General features: G+C 71.6%; 18 protein-coding genes. 13 read left to right on the plus strand and 5 right to left on the minus strand.

The genetic code is table 11. From position 1 onward, the window contains the following. Positions 1-5 precede the first annotated feature (5 nt). The 5 genes from Pla133_RS17815 to Pla133_RS17835 all read left to right on the plus strand — a co-directional run bounded on the left by Pla133_RS17815 (position 6) and on the right by Pla133_RS17835 (position 7,426). On the plus strand, positions 6-779 hold the full coding sequence (locus tag Pla133_RS17815) for a phosphonate ABC transporter ATP-binding protein (protein WP_145067702.1): 774 nt from the start codon (positions 6-8) through the stop codon (positions 777-779). Beyond that, positions 776-1,639 carry a PhnE/PtxC family ABC transporter permease gene (locus tag Pla133_RS17820; RefSeq protein WP_145067704.1) on the plus strand — a complete coding sequence of 288 codons (864 nt, stop codon included), beginning with the start codon at positions 776-778 and terminating at the stop codon, positions 1,637-1,639. The genes Pla133_RS17815 and Pla133_RS17820 overlap by 4 nt, the downstream gene beginning before the upstream one ends. Then, positions 1,636-2,559: a PhnE/PtxC family ABC transporter permease gene (locus tag Pla133_RS17825; RefSeq protein ID WP_145067706.1), complete on the plus strand. Its 924-nt coding sequence runs from the start codon at positions 1,636-1,638 to the stop codon at positions 2,557-2,559. Before Pla133_RS17820 ends, Pla133_RS17825 begins: the two co-directional genes overlap by 4 nt. Positions 2,560-2,957: 398 nt before the next feature. Then, complete coding sequence (locus Pla133_RS17830; RefSeq protein ID WP_419191686.1) at positions 2,958-5,924, plus strand: DUF1553 domain-containing protein; 2,967 nt, start codon at positions 2,958-2,960, stop codon at positions 5,922-5,924. A 17-nt stretch (positions 5,925-5,941) separates the two neighbouring features. Continuing rightward, complete coding sequence (locus tag Pla133_RS17835; protein WP_145067710.1) at positions 5,942-7,426, plus strand: DUF1501 domain-containing protein; 1,485 nt, start codon at positions 5,942-5,944, stop codon at positions 7,424-7,426. A gap of 100 nt (positions 7,427-7,526) precedes the next feature. Here the strand turns inward: Pla133_RS17835 and Pla133_RS17840 are convergent, their stop codons facing one another. The 3 genes from Pla133_RS17840 to Pla133_RS17850 all read right to left on the minus strand — a co-directional run bounded on the left by Pla133_RS17840 (position 7,527) and on the right by Pla133_RS17850 (position 13,555). Further along, positions 7,527-8,312 (minus strand): DUF1501 domain-containing protein, encoded by a 786-nt coding sequence (locus Pla133_RS17840; protein WP_145067712.1) that lies wholly within the window; start codon positions 8,310-8,312, stop codon positions 7,527-7,529. After that, entirely contained in the window at positions 8,309-10,963 is a 2,655-nt protein-coding gene (gene pepN / locus Pla133_RS17845) for an aminopeptidase N (RefSeq protein WP_145067714.1), read from the minus strand. Before pepN ends, Pla133_RS17840 begins: the two co-directional genes overlap by 4 nt. Positions 10,964-11,158: 195 nt before the next feature. After that, on the minus strand, positions 11,159-13,555 hold the full coding sequence (locus tag Pla133_RS17850) for a hypothetical protein (RefSeq protein ID WP_145067716.1): 2,397 nt from the start codon (positions 13,553-13,555) through the stop codon (positions 11,159-11,161). Positions 13,556-13,780: 225 nt separating this feature from the next. On the opposite strand from Pla133_RS17850, the gene Pla133_RS17855 reads away from it, so the two are divergent. The 7 genes from Pla133_RS17855 to Pla133_RS17885 all read left to right on the plus strand — a co-directional run bounded on the left by Pla133_RS17855 (position 13,781) and on the right by Pla133_RS17885 (position 19,579). Then, on the plus strand, positions 13,781-14,011 hold the full coding sequence (locus Pla133_RS17855; RefSeq protein WP_145067718.1) for a BolA/IbaG family iron-sulfur metabolism protein: 231 nt from the start codon (positions 13,781-13,783) through the stop codon (positions 14,009-14,011). Positions 14,012-14,093: 82 nt separating this feature from the next. Then, positions 14,094-14,411 carry a Grx4 family monothiol glutaredoxin gene (grxD, locus tag Pla133_RS17860; protein ID WP_145067720.1) on the plus strand — a complete coding sequence of 106 codons (318 nt, stop codon included), beginning with the start codon at positions 14,094-14,096 and terminating at the stop codon, positions 14,409-14,411. A 116-nt stretch (positions 14,412-14,527) separates the two neighbouring features. Further along, positions 14,528-15,268, plus strand: a complete 741-nt coding sequence (locus Pla133_RS17865; protein WP_145067722.1) for a hypothetical protein — start codon at positions 14,528-14,530, stop codon at positions 15,266-15,268. Positions 15,269-15,287: 19 nt separating this feature from the next. After that, positions 15,288-16,010 (plus strand): DUF4129 domain-containing protein, encoded by a 723-nt coding sequence (locus Pla133_RS17870; RefSeq protein ID WP_145067724.1) that lies wholly within the window; start codon positions 15,288-15,290, stop codon positions 16,008-16,010. After that, entirely contained in the window at positions 16,007-17,257 is a 1,251-nt protein-coding gene (locus tag Pla133_RS17875) for a DUF4350 domain-containing protein (protein ID WP_145067725.1), read from the plus strand. Before Pla133_RS17870 ends, Pla133_RS17875 begins: the two co-directional genes overlap by 4 nt. Then, a complete protein-coding gene (locus tag Pla133_RS17880; protein WP_145067727.1) occupies positions 17,250-18,263 on the plus strand; it encodes an AAA family ATPase in 1,014 nt (337 codons plus the stop codon). The genes Pla133_RS17875 and Pla133_RS17880 overlap by 8 nt, the downstream gene beginning before the upstream one ends. After that, the gene (locus tag Pla133_RS17885; protein WP_145067729.1) at positions 18,260-19,579 is read left to right on the plus strand and encodes a DUF58 domain-containing protein; all 1,320 of its coding nucleotides are present in this window, start codon (positions 18,260-18,262) and stop codon (positions 19,577-19,579) included. Before Pla133_RS17880 ends, Pla133_RS17885 begins: the two co-directional genes overlap by 4 nt. Positions 19,580-19,621: 42 nt before the next feature. On the opposite strand, the gene Pla133_RS17890 is transcribed toward Pla133_RS17885, so the two are convergent. After that, the gene (locus tag Pla133_RS17890) at positions 19,622-21,502 is read right to left on the minus strand and encodes a stage II sporulation protein M (protein ID WP_419191687.1); all 1,881 of its coding nucleotides are present in this window, start codon (positions 21,500-21,502) and stop codon (positions 19,622-19,624) included. A gap of 372 nt (positions 21,503-21,874) precedes the next feature. Between Pla133_RS17890 and Pla133_RS17895 the strand changes: the two genes are divergently transcribed. After that, positions 21,875-23,158 carry a hypothetical protein gene (locus tag Pla133_RS17895; protein WP_145067733.1) on the plus strand — a complete coding sequence of 428 codons (1,284 nt, stop codon included), beginning with the start codon at positions 21,875-21,877 and terminating at the stop codon, positions 23,156-23,158. 16 nt (positions 23,159-23,174) lie between these two features. On the opposite strand, the gene Pla133_RS17900 is transcribed toward Pla133_RS17895, so the two are convergent. After that, the gene (locus Pla133_RS17900; RefSeq protein ID WP_145067735.1) at positions 23,175-23,852 is read right to left on the minus strand and encodes an SDR family oxidoreductase; all 678 of its coding nucleotides are present in this window, start codon (positions 23,850-23,852) and stop codon (positions 23,175-23,177) included. Between the last annotated feature and the right edge of the window lie 3 nt (positions 23,853-23,855).

Consider the following 23,855-nt stretch of genomic DNA (forward strand, 5'->3'; position numbering starts at 1 on the left):
GTCGCTTGAACCTCGGAACCCGCTTCGAGCTCGCGGGGGTGGGACTCGAGCTGGGCGGCAATCCGGTGCTCGAGGGCCTCGACCTCGTCGTGGAACCCGGCGAGTGCGTGGCGCTCGTCGGGCCTTCGGGGGCGGGCAAGACCAGCCTGTTGCAGATCCTGTCGACCGGGCACGCCCCCACCCGCGGGCGCGTCACGATCGACGGGATCGACCCCGCCACCGCTTCGGCCGAGGTCCTGCGCGAGCTGCGCTCGAATGTGGGCTCCGTGCACCAGCACCACGCGCTGGTGCCGGAGCTGCGCGCGCTGCAGAACGTGCTCGTCGGCCGCTTCGGTCGGCAGGGCACGCTGGCGGGACTGCGCAGCCTCTACCTCCCCCGCCGCCGGGAGCTGCGCGAGGTCCACGCGGTGCTCGATCGCGTAGGGATCGGCGAGCTGCTCTACCGCCCGACGACCCAGCTCTCCGGCGGCGAGCGTCAGCGCGTGGCCATCGCACGCGCCCTTTACCAGGCACCCCGAGCGCTGTTGGCCGACGAGCCCGTCGCGTCGGTGGACCCGGCGCGCGCGCGCGACACCATCGCCCTGTTGGTCGAGCTGGCGCGGGAGCGCGGGATGACCCTGCTGGTCTCGCTGCACGACCTTCGACTGGCGCTTGACCACTTCCCGCGCCTGATCGGGCTACGCAACGGCCGGGTGGAGTTCGACCTCGCCACCGACGAGGTCGGTCCCAGCCGATTCGACGACCTCTACAGGCTGCCGCGGACGGCCGGGGGGACGTGAGCGCTGGCTTCACCGCGCGACCGCTCCTGGGGCGTCGCTCGGCCACGGTACTGGCCGCTCTGGGCCTGGGCGTGATCGCCTGGTTCCAGCTCGGTCTGACCCTCGACGATCTCCTGCCGGATCCGGCTCGCGGCGCCACGGCGCGGGCCTTCGCCACGGCCGCCCTGCACCCGGCCTTCGACTACCAGGGCGACTTCGTGCCCGCCGCCGCACCGCCCTTCTGGCGCGGCGTCGCCGCCGCGGCCCTGCGCACGGTGGTCTTCGCCGCCGGGGGCATGTTCCTGGCGGTGATCGGCGGACTGGTCCTGGGCATGCTGGCCTCGGCCAGTTGGTGGCGCACCGCGGGGGCCGGCCCACTCGGCGGCCGCCTGCGTCCGGTCGGGCTGGTGGCCGCGCGCGTGACGATCGCCGGGCTGCGCTCGGTGCACGAGCTCCTGTGGGCGGTGCTGTTCCTGGCGGCCCTCGGCGTCAGCCCGGCGGCCGGCGCGATCGCCATCGCGATCCCCTACGCCGGCACCCTCGCCAAGGTCTTCTCCGAGCAGGTCGACGAGGTGCCGCGCGACGCGAGCCGCGCCATGGGCGCCCTCGGCGCGGGCGGCACGTTGCAGTTCACCTGCGGGCTCCTGCCCCGAGCGGCGCGGCAGATGGCCTCGTTCACCTTCTACCAGTTCGAGTGCTCCGTGCGCGCCGCGGCCGTGCTCGGCTTCTTCGGCTTCCCGACCCTCGGCCAGAAGATCGCCGCGTCCTTCGCCAACGGGAACTACGGCGAGGTGTGGAGCTACCTCTACGCCCTGATCGCCCTGGTGTTGACGATCGAGATGTGGAGCGCGCGGCTGCGCAGTGGGAGGTCCGTGCGATGAGCGATGCGCGCGACGCCGAGCTCGATCGCATGCGCCGCCAGCGCCCCCGCGACCGCTTCGCGCGGGCCACGGCGCTGCTCCTGTTCGCCTTCGGCGCCGGGGCCTGGCTGTCGGGCGCGCTGCGTCCGGGCGAGCTGTTCGGCTCGCGCCAACAGGGCAACCTGCGCCGCTTCCTGTTCGAAGAGCTGCCGCCCGCACCCCTGCGCGGCGATGGCGCTTCCTGGAGCGATTGGTTTGGCGGCCTGCTCGGCGGGCGCGGGATCGAAGCGGCGCTCGCGGGGGCCAACACGACTTTCTGGATCGCGGCCCTGGCGATCGTCCTCGCGGCCACGGGTGGCGCCTTGGCCGCTCCCTTCGCCGCGCGAACCCTGGCTCGCCCCGACCCCTATGGTCGCGCGGACGCCGAGCACCCGAGTCGCGCACGGACCCTCACGGCGGCTGCCACCGCCCTGCGATTCCTGCTGGTCCTCGCCCGCGCGATGCCCGAGTACGTGCTCGCCTACCTGGGTCTGGCCGTCTTCGGCTTCACCGTCTGGCCCCTGGTGTTCGCCCTGGCCCTACACAACTGCGGGATCCTCGGGCGCCTGGGCGCGGAGACGATCGAAAACCTCGATCCGACCCCCATGCGTCAACTGCGCCTGGCCGGCGCCAGCCGGGCTCAGATGCTCGCCGCCAGCGGCCTGCCGGCCGCCACGCCGAACTACCTGCTGTACGTCTTCTACAGGTTCGAGACCTGTGTTCGCGAAGCGACGGTGTTGGGCCTGCTGGGCGTCGCCTCCCTCGGCTACTGGATCGAGGAAGCACGGATTCGCGCCTACTACGACGAGTTGGTGCTGTTGATCCTGCTCGCCATGGTGTTGGTGCTGCTCGCGGAGGTCGCCTCGACGGCCGCGCGGGCCTGGATCCGGCGCTCGGGCTGAGTGGCCCATCGGTACTCCCCGGCAGCGGCACAGGCCCATGATTCGGGCCCGAAACGCCCCTCCGCGGAGCGTCCCCAGGGATAGGCTTGGAGCTGATGCTCCCCCATCACTCTCCCGATCTCACTCCCCACCAACCCTCCCACCAACACTCCCGCAACCCGCTCCCCCGACCTCGCCTCCATCGATCGGTCTGGCTTCTCGGCCCCCCGCTTCTGGTTGCGGTCGCAACCATCGCCCTGCCGGTAGCCGGACGAGAATTACGATCCAGCAGCGAGGGAGCCGTTCTGCCCGGGACCGACCTGGCCGCCGCCGACGCCGGCGCGGCCCTCGACCTTCTCCGGAAGCACTGCTTCGAGTGTCATGGCCCGCACGCCCAGCGGGCCAAGGGCGGTCTGCGGATGGTGAGCACCGAGTCGCTCGTCAACGACTACGTGGTGCTCCCAGGTGATGCCGACCAGAGCCTGCTGATCGAAGCCGTGAGGCGGTCGACCAAGGATCTGGCCATGCCGCCGGACTATGCCCTCGATCGCGAGGAGGTGTCGGTGTTGGAGCGCTGGGTCAACGACGGTGCGCCCTGGCCCACGGAATCGGTCGGCACAAAGGTCGGCGCGGCGAACATCCCGACTCCGCGCGCCTTCCGCCCCATCGAACCCGTCGCTCCTCCGAGCGACACGACAGCGGGGGCGGACGCCCACCCGATCGACGCGTTCGTCACCAGCGCGCTCGACTCGGCGGGTCTCGTGCCCGGTCCCCCGGCCGACCCGCGTGAGCTGGTCCGACGGCTGTACTTCGACCTGACCGGACTGCCCCCGACGATCGAAGCCGTCGAACGCTTTGCCGCCGATCCGTCGGATGACGCCTATGCCGCGCTGGTGAACGAGCTCCTCGCGCGGCCCGCGCACGGCGAGCGGATGGCGCGCCAGTGGCTCGACGTGGTCCGCTACGCCGAGTCGAACGGCTTCGAGCGCGACGGGGACAAGCCGCACGCCTGGCGCTACCGCGATTGGGTGGTCGGAGCCTTCAACGAGGACCTGTCCTACGACGCCTTCCTCACCGCTCAGCTGGCCGGTGACGAGCAGCCGGAGGTAGCCAGAGATGCGCCCATCGCGACCGGCTTCTGGCGCCTGGGCGAATGGGACGACGAGCCCAACGACCCGCAACAGGCCCTGTTCGACGAGCTCGACGACTCCCTGCGCACGATCACCGAGGGCATGCTCGGCGTGACCGTGGGCTGCGCACGGTGCCACGATCATCGCTTCGACCCCATCAGCCAGCGCGACTACTTCTCCTTCCTCGACTGGTTCAGGAACGTGGAGCCGTACGCCGAGCCGCAGCACGAGCTGGGCTCGCCGGTGCTGACTCCGGTCGGTGCCACCGACGAGGCCATCGCGGATTGGCGCGCGGATCGCGCGGAGCAGGCCGAGCGGCGTCGAGCCGAGTTCGATGCCCTGCTGGAGCCGGTCCATCGCCGCCTGCTCGAGGAGCAGCTGGCAGGCTTCGATCCGGCGGTCGCCGAGCGCGCGCGCGCGCGCTTCGAACGTGCGCTGGAGCTGCCGATCGAAGAGCGCAGGGGTTATCTCCTCGAGCAGCGCCTCCCCAACATCGACAGGGTCCTGCACGCACTGACCTTCCTCGAGCGGCAGCGGGCATGGGTGACCCTGGCCCGCATCGAGGAGGAGGGCGGCCTCGGCGACCACGAAGGCGACCTGCGCTGGGCCCTGACCGTGCGCGAGCGCGAGGGCGAGCCCCTGCCGACCCACTTGCTCCGTCGCGGCCTGGCCTCGTCGCCGATGGAGCGGACTCGGGCCTCCACGCCGGGAGCCATCGGGCTGCCGGCCCCGGCGGCCCCTGTCGACCCGTCGTCCTCGCAAGGGCGCCGCTCGCTGCTGGCCTCCTGGATCACCGATCACGCGAACCCGCTGACTCCGCGAGTCTGGGTCAACCGCATCTGGCAACAGCACTTCGGGGTCGGTCTGGTTGCGACCCCGGACGACTTCGGCAACACCGGGACCGCGGCTAGCCACCCTGAGCTCCTCGATTGGCTCGCCTCGAGATTCGTCGAAGACGGCTGGAGCACGAAGCAGCTACACCGCCTGATCGTGACCTCCGACGCCTACCGCCGCTCCTCCCGCTCGATCGACGGGAGAGCCGAGGAGATCGACCCGGCCAACTCGCTGCTCTGGCGTCAGCGGCCTCGACGCCTCGAGGCCGAGATGGTGAGCGACTCCATGCTGTTCGCCAGCGGTGAGCTCGTCACGACCCTCGGAGGTCCCTCGGTGCACCCGCGCATGCCGCGCGAGGTCCTGGCCGGCCAGTCGCGGCCCGGCCGTGGCTGGGCCCCTCCGGAGCACGACGCCGAGCGTCGGCGGGCGCTCTACGTGCGCGTCCAGCGCGGCCTGATCGACCCCCTGTCCCAGCTCTTCGATCGCCCGCTGCCGACCCTCCCCAGCGGCACGCGCTCGGTGACCAACACGGCGCCCCAGGCCCTGCACCTCCTGAACGGCGAATTCGCCGGGTCGCGAGCGTACGCGTTGGCCGAGCGGGTCGCGCGCGAGGCCGGGCCCCGCGTAGAGGATCAGGTCGTACGCGCCTTCGAGCTGGCGCTCTCCCGGCGCCCCGACAACGTCGAGCTCGAGGCGGGCGTCGACCACCTGCGCCGGATCGCGCTGGAGGTGGAGGGCCAGTCCCGGTCCCTGCGGTTCGAGCCTCGCGTCCCGGAGCGCATCGACAACCAGTACTTCGAGCAGGCGGAGGGAGCTGACCTGCTGGCGGCCCCTGGCGGTCCTTGGCGCAGCGCTGCGGGTCAGTGGGGCGAGCCCTACAACGGCACTCTGGCCGCCGATCGCGAGCGCGGGCCCCGTGCAGTGCTCGAAGGCGAGCTCGGTTCGGACTTCCGCTTCGAAGGAACGCTGCACTTCGACCGCGGTACGGCCGGAGCCGACCTGATCCTGCGCGCCACCGATCAGGCTGCTGCCGGCGGCGTGATCGTCAGTCTCGATCTTGCTCACGGGAGGCTGATCGTCCTCGAGCAGGCCACCGAGACCCGCATGGTCGCCCTCTTTGCGGGTCTCCCGATCGCCGCGGATTCGCTCCCCGTGGAGCTCGCGCTGAACGGCGACCGGCTCACGATCGTGGTCGGCCCCCAAGAGGCCGGTCCACTCGTCGTCGAGGGCTTGACGCAGCTCCAGCCGGGCTCATTCGCGGTCGCGACGGTGAAGGAGGGGCTCGAGTTCTCGGGAGCGACCCTGACGATCGACGGCCGCTCGGTCGACCTGTTGCCTCCGGCGCTGTCCAGCGAACGCACCGCACTGGAGTCCCTGTGCCTCGTGCTGCTCAACTCGAACGAGTTCCTGTGGCTCGACTAGCCCACCACATCGCCCCCATGGACGACCTCAGAACCGACCGACCGAGCCTCTCGCGACGAGACCTCTTGACCCACGGTGTCCGCGCCGCTGCCGGCCTCTCGCTGCTGGGCGCGCTCGGCGGCGCCGGGGCGTTTGCAGCACCGAGCGCGCTGCGAACGCTCCCCGCCGGCAGCTTCGGCCGCGCCAAGCGCTGCATCTTCCTGTTCATGTTCGGCGGCCCATCGCAGATGGACCTGTTCGACTACAAGCCCGAGCTGCAGGCGCGCGACGGGCAGACGGTCGACATCGAGCGACGCGTCGGCGATGTGCGCAAGAGCGTCATCCTCGGCTCGAAGCGGAGCTTCAGGCAGTTCGGGGAGACCGGCCAGTGGTGCTCCGATGCGCTCCCGCACCTGTCCGCGCACATGGACCGCCTGGCGGTGATCAAGAGCCTGCACACGGACTCGTTCGCCCACGGCTCTGCCGTGCTGAAGATGAACTCGGGTGAGATCCGGCAGGGCTTCCCCTGCATGGGCTCCTGGGTCTCCTACGGCCGCGGCTCGGAGAACGACCAGCTGCCCGGCTTCGTGGTCATGCACGATCCGCGCGGGGGGCCGATCTCCGGACCCGCCAACTGGTCCAGTGGCTTCATCCCCGGAGAGCACCAGGGCACGCTGTTGCGCGCCGCGGGCCAGCCCCTGCTGGACCTCGCTCCGGCGGCTTCGAACCTCCGCCGGCAGCTTCCGATCGAGGCGCGTGAAGAACAGCTCGCCCTCCTGCGCACGCTCAACGAGTGGCACCAGGCCAGCCGTCCCGCGCGCACTGACCTGCGCGCTCGCCAGCTCAGCTACGAGCTCGCGCGCGCGATGCAGGACAGCGCGCGAGAGGCCCTCGACCTCGAGCGCGAGGACGAAGAGACCCTGCGCCTCTACGGGATCTCCGAGCCCAGTCAGGCGGATCACCCCATGTCCCTGGGCTCCGCGCCGTTCGGTCGTCAGTGCCTGATCGCTCGGCGACTGATGGAGCGCGGCGTCCGCTTCGTCCAGCTCTACCACGGCGGCGGCCACCAGCAGCAGACCTGGGACGCCCACCACGGCGTGGAGGAGAACCTGTCGATCCACTGCCCCGAGATCGACCGCCCGATCGCCGGCCTCCTGTCCGACCTCGACCGCACCGGTCTGCTGGACGAGACCCTGGTCGTCTGGGGCGGTGAGTTCGGTCGGCAGCCTGTCTCGCAGTCCGGCGGCGAGTTCCAGGTGGCGAACGCCCTCGGACGCGATCACAACCCGAAGGGATTCAGCATGTGGTTGGCCGGGGCCGGAGTCGCGCCGGGCTCCTACGGCGAGACCGACGAGCTGGGCTCCGAAGCCGTCGTGAACCGCCATCCGGTGCGCGACCTGCACGCCACAGTCCTGCACCTGATGGGACTGCGACACGAGCAGCTGACCTACCGCTACGGTGGCCTCGACCGCAAGCTCACCGGCGTGCGCGAGGCCCACCCGATCGAAGGCGTGCTGGCCTGAGGGCGCGCGGTCCTCGGTCGGTGCCGTGACTCGCGCGGGCCGTGCGCCCGCTCGTCGCAGGCAGAGCCAGCGAACCTCGGGCCGGGCCGACCGGAGCGGTTCAGGCGCGGCCCAACCGCCCCAGGGTGCCCCGCGCCAGCTCGATGGTCGTACGGCAGGCCATCGCCGCGCGCGCACCCGGACCGACCCCGAGTGCCAGGGCGTCGCGTCGCTGGCACTCACGCCCGCCGAGCAGCCGCCCGTAGCTCGAACGACCGATGGCCGAACAGACCACGACGAGCGTGGAGTCGAGCAGACCGTCGTTCGCGAGCCCCGCGAACAGCTCCTCGAGACCACGATCCAGCGCCTCGGCACAGCGCTGGAATCCCCGCGGTCGTCCCCAGTCCGCTGTCTCGCGCACGGTCAGTGCCAGCTCTCCGACGCGGCGCAGCTCGCGCGCCTCCCGGCACCGATCGGCGAAGGTGCGCCCGATCGCGCGGACGCCCACGCACTCGGACTCCAGGGCCCGCGCAGCTTCGAACCAGTCCGTCGCGGCAGCATCCAGGCCGGTGCTCAACTCGAGGCCATCGCGGGCTGCGAGGCGCGGCAGACAGGCGGAGAGCCTGCCGTGGAAGGGCCCGAAGGCCGGCGCAGCGACGAGTTCTCGCGAGACGCCTCCCCATCCGTCCAGGGCTGCCCCAGAGGTGACGCGCACCGGAGCGTGGCCCGCGACGAGGTCGCAGGCCGGCAGACCGCGCTCGACCAGCACGAAGACGACCGCCTCCGGCTCGGCCACCGGTATCGACGGCAGGCCCAGGCCGCCGGTCACGAGGGCCGAGCCGACCAGGAACTCGCGCCGCGTGGTCCCGCGGGCCCCGCTGCCAGGGTCGCGCACCTGCCCGGTCATGCCAGCGCGCGGTGGACGATCTCGTAGACGTCCTTGCTGAGCCCGTCGACCGCGGCGATGCGCTCGAGGGCCCCGCGCATGGCCTGCTGGCGGTGCTGGTCGTAGCGCTTGTAGTGGTTGAAGGAGCCCGCCAGGCGCGAGGCGAGTTGGGGGTTGGCGCCCTGCAGCTCGATCACGGCGTCCGCCACCAGGGTGTAGCCCGAGCCATCGGCGCTGTGGAAGCCCGAGTGGTTGGCCATGGCGAAGGCCCCCACCACCGAGCGCACGCGGTTGGGGTTGCGCCAAGTGAAGTCGGGGTGATGGGCCAGGGCCGCCACGCGCGTCGGCGCGCCGGGCAGGACGCTCGTCGCCTGCAACGTGAACCACTTGTCGAGCACCAGCGGGTCGCCCTTCCACTTGGCGTAAAAGGCCTCGAGGGCCCGCTGGCGGTCGGGCACGTCCAGCTGGCACAGGGTCGCCAGCGCCGCCTGGGAGTCGGTCATGTTGTCGGCCCCGTCGAAGTGCGCGGCGACCGCCGCGGTCCACTCAGGCGACTCGAGGCACGACAAATAGGCCAGGGCCACGTTGGCCTCGCGGCGGCGATCGATCGAGGCGCGGTCGTTGCTGTATGCCCCGCTGGGCTTGGCGCGCTCCCAAAGGGCTGCCAGCTCCGTGCGAGTGCCCTCGGCCAGGGCGCGGCGCACGGCCCGGCGGGCCCGATGCAGGGCGTCGGGATCGACGATCTCCATGCGTTGGGCCAGCTCCAACTCCGACGGCAGGGCCATGGCCAGGGAGCGCATCGAGCCGTCAAGGCTCGGGTCGGTGACCACGGCTCGGAAGGCTTCGACCAGGCCCTTCGAGACCTGGAACTCGTCGCCCCGCGCCAGGGCCGCGGCGCCGGCGAGGATCGCGGCCCCGAACAGGCGCTGACCCGCGTCCCAGCGGTTGAAGGCGTCGGAGTCGTGCGCGAGGCGGAAGGCGAGGCGCTGCTCGTCCTCTTCCAACTCCAAGAGCACCGGCGCGGACAGGCCACGCGCCAGAGAAGGCACCGGCTCGGCGGTCAGTCCGGCGAAGACGAAGGTCTGCTCGCGCTCGGTCAGCTCCAGCACGCGCTCGGTCGGCGCACCGGCGGCCGCCTCGCCCTCGAACCCGAGCGGCTGGTCCGCACCGTCGGGCCCGATCAGTCCCATGCGGATCGGCATGTGGAGCGCGCGGAAGTCCTCCTCGCGCTGGCCGGTCGGGCACTCCTGACGCAGGGTCAGGCTGTAGGTCCCCGCCGCGGCGTCGAAGCGTCCGGTCGCCACCAAACGCGGCGTGCCCGCCTGGGTGTACCAACGCTCGAACTGCGCCAGGTCGCGGCCGTTGGCGTCGGCCATGGCCGCGCGGAAGTCGTCGCAGGTCACCGCCTGGCCGTCGTGGCGCTCGAAGTACAGGTCCATCCCCCGCCGGAAGCCGTCGCGGCCCAGCAGGGTGTCGACCATCCGGATCACCTCGGAGCCCTTCTCGTACACCGTGGCGGTGTAGAAGTTGTCCATCGAGATGTAGGACTCCGGTCGGATCGGGTGGGCCATGGGACCCGCGTCCTCCGCGTACTGGCGCAGGCGCAGCATGGCCACGTCTTCGATGCGTTTGACCGGTTCGGAGCCCATGTCGGCGCTGAAGCGCTGGTCGCGGAAGACCGTCAAGCCCTCCTTCAGGGTCAGCTGGAACCAATCGCGGCAGGTGACGCGGTTGCCCGTCCAGTTGTGGAAGTACTCGTGGGCGACGACGCCCTCGACGCCCTCGTAGTCGTCGTCCGTGGCCGTGTCCGGTCGCGCCAGGACGAACTTGGAGTTGAAGATGTTCAGCCCCTTGTTCTCCATCGCGCCCATGTTGAAGTCATCGACGGCGACGATCATGTACAGGTCCAGGTCGTACTCGCGACCGAACTGCTCCTCGTCCCAGCGCATCGCCGCCTGGAGCGAGCGCAGGGCGTGGTCGCACTTGTCGAGGTTGTGCGCCTCGACCCAGATCTCGCAGCGCACGGTGCGGCCGGAGACCGTGGTGAAGTCACCCGCGTGGCTGGCGAGCTGGCCTGCCACCAGGGCGAAGAGGTAGCTGGGCTTGACGAAGGGATCCTCCCAGCGCACCTCGTGGCGCCCGTCGCCCAGGTCGCGCTCCCCCACCCGGTTGCCGTTGGACAGCAGCACGGGGTAGCGCTGCTTGTCGGCGCGGATCGCGACCGTGTACGTCGCCATCACGTCCGGGCGATCCAGGAACCAGGTGATGCGCCGAAAGCCCTCGGCCTCGCACTGGGTGCAGAAATTCCCGCTCGACAGGTACAGGCCTGAGAGCTGGGTGTTGCTCTCGGGGTGGATGCGGACCTTGGTCTCGAGCTCGCACCGCGCCGGCAGGTCGGGGATGGTCAGCCGCTCACCCTCGATCGTGTACTCGCCCTGCCCCAGGACGCGGCCGTCGACCGCCACGGACAGGGTCTCGAGCTCCTCGCCGTCGAGCTCCAAGGGCCCCTCGGCCACCTCGTCGTTGCGGCGCAGGGACAGGCGCGCGGTGACGACGGTGCCCTCCTCGCCCAGGTCGAACTCCAGGGCCACCGAATCGACCCAGAAGGTCGGCGGGCGGTAGTCGAGGCGGTGGATCTCGCGCGGTTCGGCGGCGGTCTCGAGGGCGGTCATCGGTCGGCTCCGGAGGGGTCGGGGGGGGCTTGGAGGGCGGCCAGTCTAACCGCGGCCGCCGGGGCCCTCGTGGCCCCCGGGCCGTCGCAGGCCCGGCCCGGGAATCCGTGCGCCATCGAAGTGCCCCCGGCGCGACCGGAGGCGGTCGGATCGGAGCCGGTCCGATCAGCGCCGTGCCAATCAACGCCGTTCCGATCAACGCCGTCGCCCGAAGGCCTCGACGTCGAAGCCGCGAGTCGCCCCCACACCGTCGACGCGCGCCGCCAGGGCCGAGACGGCCATGGAGGTCGAATAGACCCGCCCGGCCACGAAGCCCCACGGCCCGATCGGGTCCCAGGAACCATCGCTGCAATGGCCGGAGTCCTGGTGGCCCAGGAGAAGATGTTCGAGTGCGGCGAGCCAAGCCGCGCTGCCGCCCGGACTCATGGAGCTGAACTGATGGATCGCGCGCGCGCCGAGCCTCCAGTAGTACAGGTCGACTGACTCCCCGTCATCGGACCATTCGGGCCGTCGCCGCAGGATCAGGTCGAGACCCTTCTCGACCAGCTGGGCTCGCTCCGACTTGGGAGCGATGGGATCACCGAGCCCGTTCGCAGAGTGCAGGTGGATCGCCAGGGCAGCGGACGTCATGGCCTCGCCATGATCCGCGGGGAAGCGTTCGTGCATGCCCTCCAGGCGGGAGGAGCTGCTGCCGACGGTGTTGTACCCGCAGCGTCCATTGCCCCGATCGCTCACCTCGTAGACCCAACTGAGTGCACCTTCGAAGCAGTCGGCGTCGACTCCCTCGGGCAGGATCCGGTCAGCCGCCGCCAGGGCCTCGATGCACCAGTAGGTCGTCGACGTGTTGTTCTCGCCGGTCGGCGGCAGGTCGTAGTGCCAAGCGCCGTAGGGATTGCGCGCGCGCCCGAGGAAGGCCACCGAGCCGCGCACGAGCTCCTGCAACAGCTCCGAGTGCAGGTCGTCGTGGTAGCGCGCCAGCACCTGGCAGGCCAAGGCCTGGTCGTAGAGGAAGTTCGTGGCCCGGATCGGTCCGAACATCTGCTCGTTCTGGTCCCACTCGCCCACCAACCAGGCCAACCCCGCGCGCACCGTCGCTCCGTGCTCCGGGTCCCGCGCATCGACCCCCGCATCGGCGAAGGCGAGCAGGGCCAGGGCCGTCAGGCCCAGGTCGTGGTAGTCGAAGCCGGCCCCGTCGCAGATGGTCCCCGACCCGGCGCAGCCGGCGCTGAACGCCGCACCGCTCCAGCTGCCCTCGGTTGACCGGTGCCTGGCGAGCCAGTCGAGGCCAGCGGCGATGGCCCGGGCCACCGGCTCGTCCAGCTCGCTGGCCGTGCGCCCGCGCACGGGCTCCAAGCGTCGGATCAACGCAGCCTCCCCCAGGTGGACGAGGGCGGCGTCGAACACCGGCTGCGCGGGGGACGCGGCGTCGGTGGGCGAGCTCGCCCCATGCGCTTCGATCGCCGGGCTCGTCGCGCGCTGACGCGCCTCGGCCGCCCAGGCGAAGTCGTCGTCGGCGCACAGGAGCGTCAACAGAGCCAGCCGCGACAGCGCGCGCCGATGCTCGGCGGCGCTGCTCGCCTCGACCAGGCCCAGACCCAGGACCGTCCCGAAGCCAGCTTGGAGGTCCACCGTGAGGCGCTCTTGCACCGCGGCCTCCACCGCGGTGCCGCGACGCTCGCCGATCTCCGCCAGGGCTGCGACGACGCGCTCGTACGGCTCGCGCTCCCGGAGCGCCGCGACCGCGGCGCCCTCCGGATCCTCCGGCGCCGGCGTGAGCCATTGCACCAGCGCGGCGAGGGCTCCATCGAGGCGGGCGTCCGGGTCCGCGCCCGCGCCTTCGGCGGCAGCCCCTGGCTCACCGTCAGACGCCGCCAGCGACGGCTCCAGCCCTGGCAGCCGGCCTTCGAAGACGTCGGCCAGCGACGGGATCCAATCGGCCGGCGCCGAACGCGCGAGCACCAGCGGATCCTCGAATCCGTCCGGGTGCACCGCGCGCCAGGGCCCCACCGGTCGCGAGCCGGCGAAGTAGCCCCGCAGGGCGGGGGTGCCGTCCGGCCAATCCAGGCGGAGCTGCCCGTCGAGGTGCCCGCCGACCAGGGTCCCCCGCAGGCGTGGGGCGCCCCCGGGCCAGTCCTGCTCCAGGTGAACCACCGGGCCCGATCGACGCGGATCGAGCCGGCCGTCGGGCAGCCAGACCTCCTGCTCGCCGCTGCGTCGGCCCTCGTCGAACACGATCTCCGCGAGCCTGCCCTTCGAACCCAGGTCCGAGTCGGGGTACCAGACGCGCCAGGTCCCCTGGACTCGGCCGTCGCGGCAGTTCCCTGCCGCCTGCTTCTCGCCGTTGGCCCAGACCAGTCGCCAGCGATCGGAGGCGAGGCCGTGGTCGAAGCTGCCGCGGGCCGCCAGCTCGCCGCCAGGGTGGAAGCGCTCATAGGTGCCGTGGCGGACCTCGGTGCCCTCCGGGGCGTCCCTCAGCACCTCGTAGCGCTCGCGCGAGCCGTCGGGTAGGACGCGCTCCACAGCGCGCACGGGCTCCTGGGTCGGGGACGAGGCGAGCGCGGCCATGAGGGCCATCGGCAGCAGCATCTGCATGGACAGTGGCAGGGTGTCGGAAGGTGGCGATCGGGGTGTCGTGCGGGCCCCTTGCAATGGAAGAACGGGAAGCGGCGCCGGGATCGTCGGAGAATCGCCCCTTCGGGGGGTGACTCGGGCCGGGAGAGGTCCGACAGACGCTAATCTGTGCCCTTCGCGCGGGATCCCCGGGATCCCGTCGTGCCCCGTCCCCTGCTACACGACCCCAGCCACCCCGCCATCACCGTGCTCTCCACCTCCCAGGTCCAGAAGCTGATCGAGGCTCACCTCCCCGATGCCCAGGTCCGCGTGACCGACCTCACCGGCACCTCGGACCACTTCGGTGTCGAGGTCGTCTCGCCCGTGTTCGCGGGCAAGTCCCTGATCGACCAGCACAAGATCGTGCACGCGGCCTGCGCCGAGCACATGGGCGGCGCGATCCACGCCCTGCAGATCAAGACGCGCACGCCCGAGTGAGCCCGCGGGTCCCTCGCGCGCACCACTAGGGTCGCCGTTCAACCGTTTTCCGCTCAACCACCGTCCCCCCTCGAGAAGCAACATGTGGAACAAAGACAAGGTCGAAGAGACCGTCAAAGCTGACAAGGTCGTCCTGTTCGCCAAGGGCTCGCGATTCCAGCCGATGTGCGGCTTCAGCGCCAAGGCCATGGACATCCTGTCGCGCTACACCGAGAACTTCACCGTCGTCAACATCTTCGACGACGAGAACATCCGCCCCTCGCTGATCTCGTTCAGCAACTGGCCGACCACGCCGCAGCTGTTCATCGACGGCGAGTTCATCGGCGGCTCCGACATCATGGAGGAGCTCATGAAGAACGGTGAGCTCGAGACCAAGCTGAAGGCGACCGGCGCCGTCTGATTCGGCTCGGGTCCGCCGGGGCGGCGCATCCCGCGGGGGCGCCGCCCCGCTCGCTTTCGCGGTTCACATTTCCCGCTCGCTCTCACCGCGCTCCGCGCCCCGCCCCCGCGGCTGCCATGTCCAGTCTCTTGCGCCCCATGTCGGTCGGGGAAGTCCTCGACGGCTCGTTCGCCCTCTATCGGCGCCACTTCCTGCGCGTGGTGACGATCCCGGCGCTGATCTACACCGTTGTGTTCGGGCTCGGCGTGCTGATGCCGATGCTCGGCATCCTGGCCGGGATCGTGGTCCAGCCGTTGATCCAAGGGGCTCTGGTCTGGTCCGCGTCGGAGCTGATCCTCGACCGCGAGCCGGCCCTGCGGCCCGCACTCAAGGTCGGACTGGTCCGCCTGATCCCGCTGCTACTCGTGACGATGTTCCACAGCATGATCGTCACCACCGGCTTCTTCCTGCTGATCGTTCCGGGGCTGATCGCCGCCACCTACTTCTTCCCCTTCCAGCAGGTCGTGGTGCTCGAGAAGCGCATGAACTTCCTGGACCGCGGGGTCAAGCTGGTGCGCGGCGGCTTCAAGAAGTGCCTCGGGGTAATCGTGATCTCCTACGTCATCGCGATGCTGCCGACCTCGATCATGGTCGTCGGCGTGGTCGCCCTCGACCAACAGGTGATGGGCCTGAGTCAGGACTCGCCCCTGACCTTCGGATGGATGCAAGCGGCGCAGTACGGCGTCAGCTCGTTGGTCTTCCCCTTCACGATCCTGGTCACGACCCTGCTCTACTACGAGCGTCGGGTCTCGGCCGAGGGGCTCGACGTCGAGCGCTCGGCCGCTGCGCTGGAGCGCTCGGTGGCCTCGGCGACCTGAGCTCGAACACTCGAACCCGGTGATTCCCACGGTCTCGACTGCGCTCGCCACGGCTCTGGGCACGGTCGTCGGACTCCCGGGTTCGACGCGGTCCCTGGCGAGTCAAGCCGACGCCGGCCTGCCCACGGCCGCGCGGGCGCGGGAGGCCCTGTTGGAGATCCTCACCGCGCCGGAGTTCCAGCCGTCGCCCGTGACCTGGCTGAGCCGGATCCAGGACCAGTTGCGTCAATGGCGCGACGAGTTCCTGATGTGGATCGTGCGCCAACTTGGCCTCAGCGACGGCGCAGGCGATGTCTTCGCTTGGGTGGTCCTGGGCGTTCTGGCCGTGGTGCTCGCGCTCGTCATCTTCGCCGTGGTGCGTGCCGTGCTGAAGAACTCAGGTCGGCTCGGTCAGGCCCCCGAGCGGGCTGCCGACATCACCGTGGTCGGCCCCGCCACCGGTCGCGCCGGCGCGGCCCTCGCCGCAGCCCGCGCGGCGGCTGCGTCGGGCAATTTCGAGGGGGCCATGCACCACCTCTACCTCGGCGCGCTGTGGCACCTGGACGACGCCGGCCTGGTGCGCTTCGAGGAGCGCAAGACCTCCGGCGAGTACGGCCGCGAGTTGCCGCGCGGGGACCGGCGGGATGCCTGGCGCGCGATGCTCGGTAGCTTTCATCCGGTGGCCTTCGGCGGTCGCGACGCCACTGGCGAGCATTGGAGCTCCATGCGCTCCGCCGCGGACGGGCTGGGGGTGCCCCAGTGAACGCCTCCGCACGAACCCAGCGCATCGCGATCGTGATCGCCACGATCGCGGTCGTCGTGGCCGCGTTCCTCGTGACCCCTCCCAGCAGCGAGTCGGCAACGTGGCTCAACCCGGAGACCACGGCGCCCGGTGGCGGCGCCGCCATCGCGCGCGGGGTCGAGCGCCTGGGCCTCGGCGGTGACGTGGTGCGCGAGACCTGGACCAGTTGGTGTGAGGACCACCCGGGGGCTGTGCTGGCGGTGATCGCCCCCACGGCGTCGATGGAGCCCGAAAGCCTCGAGTCTCTGCTGGCCTGGATCGACGGGGGCGGCACGCTGATCTACGTGCCCGGCATGGCGACCACGCTCATGCCGCGCACGGACGTCGAGCTCTCCGACGCCCTCGGGTTCACCATGCGGACGGCCGCCCGGGACCCCGAGGACCGCACCCGCCCGCGCGTGATCCGCGCGACCGAGGGCCGAGCTCCCCTGCGCGAGCTGGGCCTGGAGGGTGCCCCCGAGCAGTGGAGCGATTGGCTGCGCGCGGCCAGGACGGACGCGGAGGTGGTCGGCGAGCCCGCGGAGGTCTGGCTGCAAGACCACAACGGCCTGCCGTCGGTGGCCCTGTTCGAGCGCGGCGAGGGCCGTGTCTTCCTGTGGTGCGACGCCGAGGGGCTGCGCAACGACCGCCAGGAGGCCGCGGGCTACGGCGCCAGCTTCCTACGCTCGATCGCGGTGGTGGCCCAGGACCGACCGGTCTTCGTCGACGGCTACGGTCACGGACTCGCGGCCCTGGGCGACCTGGAGCTGGCCCTGTGGCGCTGGTCCACGGGCACCCGACTGGGGAACACGGCGCTCTTCGCCCTGGCCATCGGCCTGCTCGCCATGGTGGTCGCGGGGGTGCGCGTGGCGCCGCCGATTCCCGACCCGCCCCCGCCCGGGCGCTCGCCGCTCGAACACGTGAACGCCCTGGCCGACGCCTACCGGCGCGCCGGCGCCCACCGGCGCCCGACCGAGCACCTCTTGTCCACCGTCGAGCGCCGGTTGGGCTCGGTCGGTCTCGCGACGCGCCTCGCCTCCCTGCGACGAAGCCGACCCGACTTGGCGAAGGAGCTGGATCGGGTCGAGCGCGCGAGCAAGGATCCTGGGCCGACAGTCACGAAGACCAACGATCTCGTCGCCCTCTGCGCCGCCCTGGATCTGGTGGCAACCGCCGACACGGCGCCCCCGCGTCCGAACCGAAACGCCCCAAGGAACCCACGTGACTGAGCCCACGCCCCTCTCCCCCGCCGAAGCCGCCGACTGCGGCACGCGACTCGCAGGCCTGCTCGACGGCCTGGAAGGGGTCGTGATCGGCCAGCAGAAGGTCCTGCACCAGCTCCTGGTGACCCTCGTCGCCGGGGGCCACGCCCTGCTCGAAGGTGTGCCGGGGACGGCCAAGACCCTGTCGGTGCAGGTCCTGGCCGAGGCCCTGGGTTGCAGCTTCAAGCGCATCCAGTTCACCCCCGACCTGATGCCCAGCGACGTCACGGGCGTCAACGTGCTGAACCAGATCGAGCAGCGCTTCGAGTTCCACCCGGGCCCGCTCTTCGCCGACCTGGTGCTGGGCGACGAGATCAACCGCGCCCCCGCCAAGACCCAGTCGGCCCTGCTCGAGGCCATGTCGGAGGGGCGCACGACCGTCGATGGCGCGACCCACGAGCTGGGTGACCTGTTCACCGTCTTCGCCACCCAGAACCCGGTCGAGTACGAGGGCACCTACCCCTTGCCCGAGGCCCAGCTCGACCGCTTCCTGCTCAAGGTCCTGGTCGGCTACCCCGACCGGCCGGCCGAGATCGATGTGCTGCGGCGGCACCGCGCGGGCTTCGACCAACGCGAGCCGGCGACGTTCGGGATCGGCCACTCCCTGGGCCGCGAGGGCCTGGGCGAGCTGCGCGCCGCCGCGCGTCGGGTGCGGGTCGAGGACGAGGTGCTCGAATACATCGCGGACCTGGTCCGCTCCACCCGCGAGGATCCGACCCTGGTGATCGGCGCCAGCCCGCGCGCGTCGGTCGCGCTGCTGCGGGCGGCGCAGGCCTGCGCCTTGATCGACGGCCGCGACTACGTGATCCCCGACGACGTCAAGTCCATGGCCGTGCCGGTCCTGCGCCACCGCGTGATGCTGTCGCCGGAGGCCGAGATCGACGGCGCCAGCACCGACGAACGCGTCGAGTCCGCGATCGCGCAGGTCGCCGCCCCCGAATCGCGTGACGCCGAGCTGACGCCCCAGCCGTGAAAGGACTTCGGCCGAGGTCGATCCCCCTGCCCACCGCGCGGGCCTTCGGTCTGCTCTGTGCGAGCGCCCTGGTGGCCCTGGCTTCGACACCCATCGCCGGCGTGGCGGTGGTCTTCGTCCTGGCGTTGGTCGCGGTGGACGGCTGGCTGGCCTCGCGCGAGCGGGGCTTGACCACCACCTTCGACCTGCCCCGGCGCGTCGGCCAGGGCCAGCAAGGTCAGTTCCACCTGGAGCTCGACAATCGCAGCGGTCGCGAGCAGCGACTGGTCCTGGCCGTAGAAGCCGATCCGAGCCTGGTCACGGCCCAGGCCCTGGCGCCGCGCGAGGTGACCGTGCCCCAGGGCGGTCGCGCCCGACTCGCCTTCGACCTCCACGCGCGCCTGCGCGGAACCCGGGGTCTGGCGGCACTGCACCTGCGAAGGCGCGGCCCCCTGGGCCTGGCCTGGCGCCTGGAGCGGCGCGCTCAGCAGCTCGCGGTCGAGATCATCCCGGGCCTGCGCGAGGCCAACGCCCACGTGATGCGAACCGCCTACCACCAACGCCGCGACCCGGGCCTGCGACGCGCGCGGCGACGCGGCAACGGCGGCTCCTTCGAGAGCCTGCGCGGCTACGTGCGCGGTGACGATCCGCGCCACCTGGACTGGAAGGCCACCGCGCGCCACGGCGCCGCGATGGTGCGCCAGTACGAGGCCGAGCGCAGCCAGTCGATCGTGCTCTGCATCGACTGCGGCCGGATGATGGGCGAGCGCTTCGGCGAGCTCGAGCGCCTCGACCACGCCCTGGCGGCTTCGGTGGTCCTGGCCCGCGTGGCGGCGACCTGGCACGACCAGGTGGGCCTGTTCGCCTTCGCCGACCGCGTGCTACGTCGGATTCCGCCGCGGGCCGCGTCGCCCGACCGCCTGGCCTCGGAGCTGGCGAGCCTGAAGGCGATCTCGGTCGAGCCCGACTACCCCCGCGCCCTGCTCGAGCTGACGCGCACCCTGCGGCGACGCTCGCTGATCGTGTGCTTCACGGACGTGGTCGACGACGAGGTGTCCGCGCCCCTGGCCGCGCACCTGGCGCTGCTCGCCCGACGCCACCTGCCGCTCTTGATCGCTCTGCGCAATCCGCACCTGGCCCTGGCCGCGGCGGCGCCGGTCACCGATGAGCGCGGGGCCTACCGCCGCGCGGCTGCGGCGGAGCTCGAGTCGGTGCGCGCGGTCAGCCTGGCCGGTCTGCGACGTGCCGGCGTCCAGGTGGTCGACATCGACCCGAACCAATCGGTTCCGGCGGTGATCGAGGCCTACCTGCGCATCAAGTCGCGGCAGATCCTGTAGCGCGGCCGTCGCGGCGGGCGAAGACGCGACCCTCGGCCCGGATCAGGCGACTGCGCGGCCGCCGCCGGGGTTGCCGTCCGAAGCGCCACCCGGCGCGCCGCCGACGCGGTCCGCGTCCGAAGCTCCCGCGGAGCCCTCCGACGCCTCCTCGGCGCCCCGACCGGTCAGCCCCAGGTAGAACACGAGCCAGGTGGCGGCGCCGGCAGCGACCAGCAGCTTGACCACGTCGGGCAGGCGCGAGGGCGAGATGAAACCCTCGATCAACCCGGCGATCACCAACAGGCCCGCGACGCCGGCGATCAGGCTGACCGCTTCGCGAGCGCGGGTCGCGGTGGCGGCGGTGCGGGTGCGCCGGCCCGGGAACCAGATACCGCTGCCCATCCACATGCCCGCGCCCCCGGCGATGACGATCGCCGTCAGCTCGATGATCCCGTGGGGCAGCACGAACAGGCCGATGTTGTGGAGCACGCCGCGGTTGGCGAAGACCGCCAGGGCCGTCCCCAGGTGCAGGCCGTTGAAGGCGATCGAGGCCGCGCTGCCCAGGCCGAACAGCAGGCCGGCGGCGAAGCAGACCAGCGCCACCTGCACGTTGTTGGCGATCAGCCGCACGCTCAGGGCGTCGCTGCCCATCCAGGCGCCCTCCCAGGTGTCGCGGTAGTCCGCGTCCGGGTTCGCGCGTGCTTCGTCGGCCCGCGCGATGATCGACGAATCGATCAAGAGCCGCTCCATCTTGGCGTCGCCGCGGACCAGGCCGTAGCCCAGCCCGGCGCTGCCCACGAGCAGCAGGCCCGAGATGCCGATCGGCCAGGCCAAACGTCGGAAGAGGGCTGGGAACCCCCGGGACATGAAGGCCCACAGGCGCCGGCCCGCATCGCTGCGCGGTTGGTAGAAGACGTTGTGGACCGCGCCGACGAGTCGTTCGAGGGCGAACAGGGTGCGCGCGGAAGCGCCGTAGGTGCGCGAGCGCGCCAGGTCGGCGGAGACCTCGCGGTAGCGGGCGGCGAGCTCGGCGACCTCGTCCTCACCCACCCGGCGCAGCCCGCCGCGGCGGAAGCGCGGCAGGCCCTCGCGCAGCTCCTCCCAGCGCGAGCGCTTGGAGCGCAAGAGGGCCATGGCAGCGGGGGCACCGGCCTCGGTGGAGAGGCGCGCGGTGGCGCGGCGCACGCGCTCCTCGGCGTGGAAGCGGATCAGGTGCTCCGCTGGGGTCTCGCCCTCGCGGGGCGGATCGATCTTCGCGACCGAATTGGAGAGCCTGCGGCCGAGCTTGAGCAGGACCTCGGGCCGCAGTTCGTCCGCGCGGTCGACGAAGGACTCGAGCGCCTCGAACCCGGCGTCGTCCAGGCGCGGCGCCCCGCCGCTCGCGGCGACCTCGGTCACGTCAGGGAACTCGATCGGCAGCTCGCGCACGACCACGGTTCCGCCGACCAGGTCGCCCAGGCGCCGGCCGCGGCTGTCGATCAGCATCACGAAGCCGCCGACGAGGCAGCTCGTCCCCGGCTGCAGGTCGATGATCCGGATCAGGTTCCGTAGGGCCGCCGCCTGGATCGTCAGGGGCTGGCCGCCGGCGAGCACGGCACGCACGCCGAACAGCCGCTTGCCCGGCGTCTGCCCGTCCGAGAAGGCCTCGTAGAAGAAGAAGTAGCCCCAGATCAGGAAGGCGATGGCGGCCACCACCAGGGCGATCGCCAGCTCGGGCGAGACCACGCCCAAGTACTGTTGTCCGACCAGGACCACGACCAGCGCGACGACGATGAACGCCAAGAGGATCAGCGTCCCGTCGATCAGCAGCGCGCCGAAGCGCGAGCCGAGCCCCGCCAGGGGGAACTCGACGGAGACACGCTCGGGGGTGTCGATGCGAAGCACCCGGTCGCGCAGCACGTCGACCGGGGGCGCCGGCTCTGATTCGTTCTCGAGGTCGCTCACGGTTGGGGTCCTTGGATTCAGCAATGGCCGCCCGACAGGCTAACCGCAGGGCGACCTCCCCCGAGGCTCCTCGAGGGCGTGATCGGGAGGGGGCCGATCCCGCGGCCAGACGATCCGCGCCGCCGTCACCGGGGTCGGCCAGGTCGAGCGGGACCGTGGTCTGCACGCCCATGGCCAGGATCTGCGGCCGGTGCGAGGAACGGGTTCGCCAGCAGGGCCCCACGGGCAGGCCCGCGGCGGGCAACGCTCGCCGCCGGCCGTGGACGGATCGGTTCGCAAGGCACCGCCAGCGGGTGAGAGTCCACCGCCGGTCGCCGGCCGGATCCGCTCGGCGTGGATCCCGGCGGCCCGTGGGGGCTAGTCTGCGAGGCCATGGTTCCCACGATCTGCGCCCCCCGCCTGCGTGCCCACGCCCTGACCGTTTGCACCGCCGCCGCCTTGACCCTGGCCCTCGCCACAGGGGCCCAGGCGCAGCTGGGCTACGGCAAGGTCACGATCGTCGACGCGCAGCTCGGCCCCGGCGCCGACTTCGCCGACCTGCCCGAGGCCGTGGCGGGCGCGCGCGACGGCGAGTTGATCCTGGTCCGCAGCGGGACCTATTCGGGCTTCTCGATCGTGCATGCCGCCCTGCGTGTGTGCGCCGACGCAGGCGCCGAGGTGTACGTGGCCGGCACGGTCCGGATCGACAACCTGGGCGGCGGCGATCAGACCCTCTTGCGCGGGCTGCGCACGCCCGCGACCTGGCCCTTCCTCCAGTTGGAGGCCACGGGCTCGCTCGGACCGATCTGGTTCGAGGACTGCGAGTTCGGCCTGCCGGCCGGGTCGCTCCTCGCCTTCCCGACGACGGCCGCCTACCTCAAGAGCATGACCTCGGCGACCTTCATCAACTGCGACCTGGGCGCGTCCCAGGGCTCGCCGGTGGTCTTCGCCGATCCCGCGGGCGCGGCGGCCATGAGTGCCGAGTTCTCGAACGTCTGGGTCTGGGGCTCGACCTTCCGCGGGGGTGACGCGGCCCCGGGCACCGGCGCCGAGGGCGGTCGCGGGGTCGCCCTGAAGAACTTCGAGTTCTTCGCCTCTGGCAACACCTTCATCGGGGGCCAGGGAGCCGACGGCGGAACCTGTCAGATCGGCGGCGACGGCGGCGACGGCCTGGCTGCGCTCGAGTTCGTGACCAACCTGCACCTGCACCAGAACACCTACAACCCGGGGGCGGGGGGCGTAGGCGGTGCTTGCGGCGCGACGATCGAGCACCGCGGCCTGAGCGGCGATCGGATCGAGACCAACGGCGGGCAGTTGGAGCACCTGGGCGGGCCGGTGCGGGGCTTCTCGGTCGCCGCGCCGATCCGCGAGGACGAACCGATCGAGCTGAGCTTCGAGGCACCTGCCGGCGAGCCGGTGGTGACCTTCGGTTCGCTCTACCTGGACACCGACGTGCAGTACCCCCTCTCGGGCGTGCTCCACATCGGGCCCGAGCTGTCGACGATCTACCGCGGCATCGTGCCCGCCGGCGGCGTGGTGCGGATCGACCGCGCCGACGCGCTTGTGCCGCTGGGCTTCGAGCACGTGGTGCTGTTCATGCAGAGCGTGTTCGCGCCCGGGGGGACCGAGCCGATCGTGCTCGGGCCGCCCTCGGCGTTGGTCGTGCTGGCGCTCTGAAGACTGCGCGCGCGGCTCACCAGGGAATCGGCTCGCCCTGGAAGTCGAAGAAGGCGCCGTTGTCGTCCGGGCCGAGTCCGTCGATGACGCGCAGCAGTCCCGACACGCTGGCCTCGACGGTCAGGGGTGCAGCACTCCCGCCCATGTCGGTTTGGACCCAGCCCGGGTGCAAGAGGACGCAGCGGAAGCCCTCCGGCGCAAGGTCGATGGACAGGCTGCGGCCGAGCATGTTGAGGGCCGTCTTGCTCGCGCGGTAGGCGTAGGAACCGCCGCTGGTGTTGTCGGCGATCGACCCCATTCGGCTGGTCATCTGCAGCACCAGCCGCTGGGAACCGTGACGCAGGTGCGGCAGGAAGGCGCGGGTCACACGCAGGGGGGCGACGGCGTTGACCTCGAAGCAGCGGCTGACGTCGGCCAGGTCGATCTCGTCCAGGCTGCGGCCGTGGCCCATCACGCCGGCGTTGTTGAGCAGCACGTCGAAGGACTCGCCCTCCAAGCGCTGGGCCAGGGCCGCCACCGCCCCGTCGTCGGTCACGTCGAGCAGCTCCACCCGCGCCCCCGCGGCGCGCAGGGGCTCGGCGTCCTGCTCGCGGCGGACCGTGGCCACGACCTGGTCCCCCCGCGCGCGGAGCTGTCGCACGAATTCACGGCCGAGGCCGCGGCTGGCGCCGGTGATGAGCCAATTGCTTGCCATCGA

This window comes from Engelhardtia mirabilis (assembly GCF_007748095.1).
Classification (GTDB): Bacteria; Planctomycetota; UBA1135; order UBA1135.